Raw genomic sequence first — 2672 nt, forward strand, 5'->3', positions numbered from 1 at the left:
ATGTACTAAAATAAATTTGTTTAAAAATCAGATTAAAGAGTTAAAACCTTGTGTTTAACTTTGTTATATAAAAAAACCACTTCGTTTGCGCGAAGTGGTTTTGTCTTGGTTTTTGAGATTCCTGCCTTCGCAGGAATTTGATTATTTCAACAGTTCGTATGAACGTTTTACAAATTCGCTCAATTCTTTACCTTTCAGCAAACCTTGTGACAATCTTGCCAAATCTAAACTTTGCGAAATTAAGCGCTCTTGTTTTTTCTTGGTTTTGGTATTCAAAATCTCGCCTACCAATTCAGAATTTGTATTGACCACCAAGTTGTACATTTCTGGCAAATTGCCCATGCCAAACATGCCGCCGCCTGTAGCTTGCATTTCTTTCATACGACGCATAAACTCGGGTTGTGTGATAATAAATGGCGAAGCATCACTATCCATAGCTTCCAATTGGACCATGAATTTTTCAGCAGGAATGGCTTCTTTTAAAATGGTTTCCAATTCGGTTTGTTGTTCTTCTGATAATTTAGAAATTTTGGTATCGTCTTTCTTGATTAAATTATCAATATGATCGGCATCCACACGGGCAAACGTGATGTTTTCTTTGGTGGTTTCCAATTTTTGCATCAAGTGGCTTACAATGGGCGAATCTAATAACAACACTTCATAACCTTTAGTTGTTGCCGCTTCAATATAACTGTGTTGTGCATCTTCGTTGGAGGCGTATAAAATGACCAATTTGCCATCTTTATCCGTTTGGCTGTCTTTGATTTTATCAAATAACTCTTGATAGGTGTAATATTTGCCATCAACCGTTGGATACAATGCGAAAGCTTCAGCTTTTTCAAAGAATTTATCTTCGGAAAGCATACCGTATTCAATGACGATTTTGATGTCGTTCCATTTTTTCTCAAAATCTTCACGGTTGTCATTGAACAGGGATTTCAATTTATCCGCTACTTTACGGGTGATGTATGACGAGATTTTTTTGACAGCACCATCGGCTTGCAAATAGCTTCGGGAAACGTTCAATGGAATATCTGGTGAATCGATCACACCACGCAACATGGTCAAGAATTCCGGAACGATGCCTTCTACATTGTCCGTTACAAATACTTGGTTTTGGTACAATTGGATTTTATCCTTTTGGATATTCAAATCGCCCGACATTTTTGGGAAATACAAAATACCGGTCAGGTTGAAAGGATAATCTACATTTAAATGAATGTGGAATAGTGGTTCCTCAAACTGCATCGGGTACAATTCTCTGTAAAAAGCGTTGTAATCCTTATCTTCCAATTCGGTAGGCTGTTTGGTCCACGCCGGATTAGGGTTGTTGATGATATTATCGACTGTAATTTTGCGTTGCGGTTCTGTCGTTTCTTTACCGTCTTTATCGGTTTTGGTTTCCGGTTTGTGGTCCGGATCATTAATTTCCTTAGTTCCAAACTTAATTGGGATTGGCATGAATTTGTTGTATTTTACCAATAATTCACGGATTCTTGATTCTTCCAGAAACTCTAAAGAATCGTCAGCAATGTGAAGGACGATTTCTGTACCACGATCGGTTTTAGAATCTGGTACTAAAGTGAATTCTGGCGATCCATCACAGGTCCAACGCGCGCCTTCTGTACCTTCTTTAAATGATTTGGTGATGATCTCAACTTTTTCGGCCACCATAAAAGCGGAGTAGAAGCCTAAACCGAAATGCCCGATAATACCGGCATCTTTTCCGGCATCTTTATATTTGTCCAAAAACTCTTCGGCACCCGAAAAAGCAATCTGGTTGATGTATTTTTCAACTTCATCAGCGGTCATTCCCAAACCTTGATCGATAATATGAAGTTTTTTACCTTCTTTATCAATTTTGACTTCAATTTTTGGATTGCCGTATTCTACTTTGGCTTCACCGATATTGGTGAGGTGTTTTAACTTTAATGTGGCATCTGTGGCATTACTCACCAACTCACGTAAAAAGATTTCGTGGTCACTGTATAAGAATTTCTTAATTAATGGAAAGATATTCTCTACCGAAACATTAATACTTCCTTTTGTCATAATTTATAATTTTAATCATTCCCTCGAAGAAGGGAACCTTATTCTGTTAAACTTAAATGAACTATGCATCTCTTAGTCAACAAAAATGCCAAGTCGCTATTTGTGACAAGATGGCATAAAAAAGCCATTCTGCATTGAGAATGGCTTTTTGAATAGGATGTTGAAATTATTAATTTTTAATTACTGCCTTCTTTAGATCGATGCCAGACTTTATTTTTGTTCTTCACATAAGTTTCTAACCATTGGTCTTGCTCCCAAAGCATATGCATCACTGATTCTTTGGCACTGTAACCATGGCTTTCTTTAGGAAGCATTACCAATCTTACAGGTGCACCCAAACCTTTTAGGGCATTGAAATAACGCTCACTTTGCATCGGGTACGTTCCTGCATTATTATCGGCTTCACCGTGGATCAATAGCAATGGCGTTTTCATGGTGTGCGCATTTTGGAACGGCGACATGGTGTTATAAACTTCCGGCGCTTCCCAATAGTTGCGCTCTTCACTTTGAAATCCGAAAGGCGTTAACGTTCTATTATAAGCGCCACTTCGCGCAATTCCTGCGGCGAATAAGTTAGAATGTGCCAATAAGTTGGCCGTCATAAACGCACCATACGAATG

2 protein-coding genes are annotated in these 2672 nt (G+C 38.2%); both read right to left on the reverse strand.

Annotated elements, in window-relative coordinates; all coding sequences use genetic code 11:
- Nucleotides 1-141: 141 nt before the first annotated feature.
- Entirely contained in the window at nt 142-2052 is a 1911-nt protein-coding gene (gene htpG / locus VNJ50_RS03330) for a molecular chaperone HtpG (RefSeq protein WP_325579034.1), read from the reverse strand.
- A 176-nt stretch (nt 2053-2228) separates the two neighbouring features.
- Nucleotides 2229-2672: alpha/beta hydrolase family protein (locus tag VNJ50_RS03335; RefSeq protein WP_325579036.1), on the reverse strand; the 444-nt coding region annotated here is incomplete at its 5' end.

Source organism: Gelidibacter sp. (genome assembly GCF_035577925.1).
In the GTDB taxonomy this organism is placed as follows: Bacteria; Bacteroidota; Bacteroidia; order Flavobacteriales; family Flavobacteriaceae; genus Gelidibacter.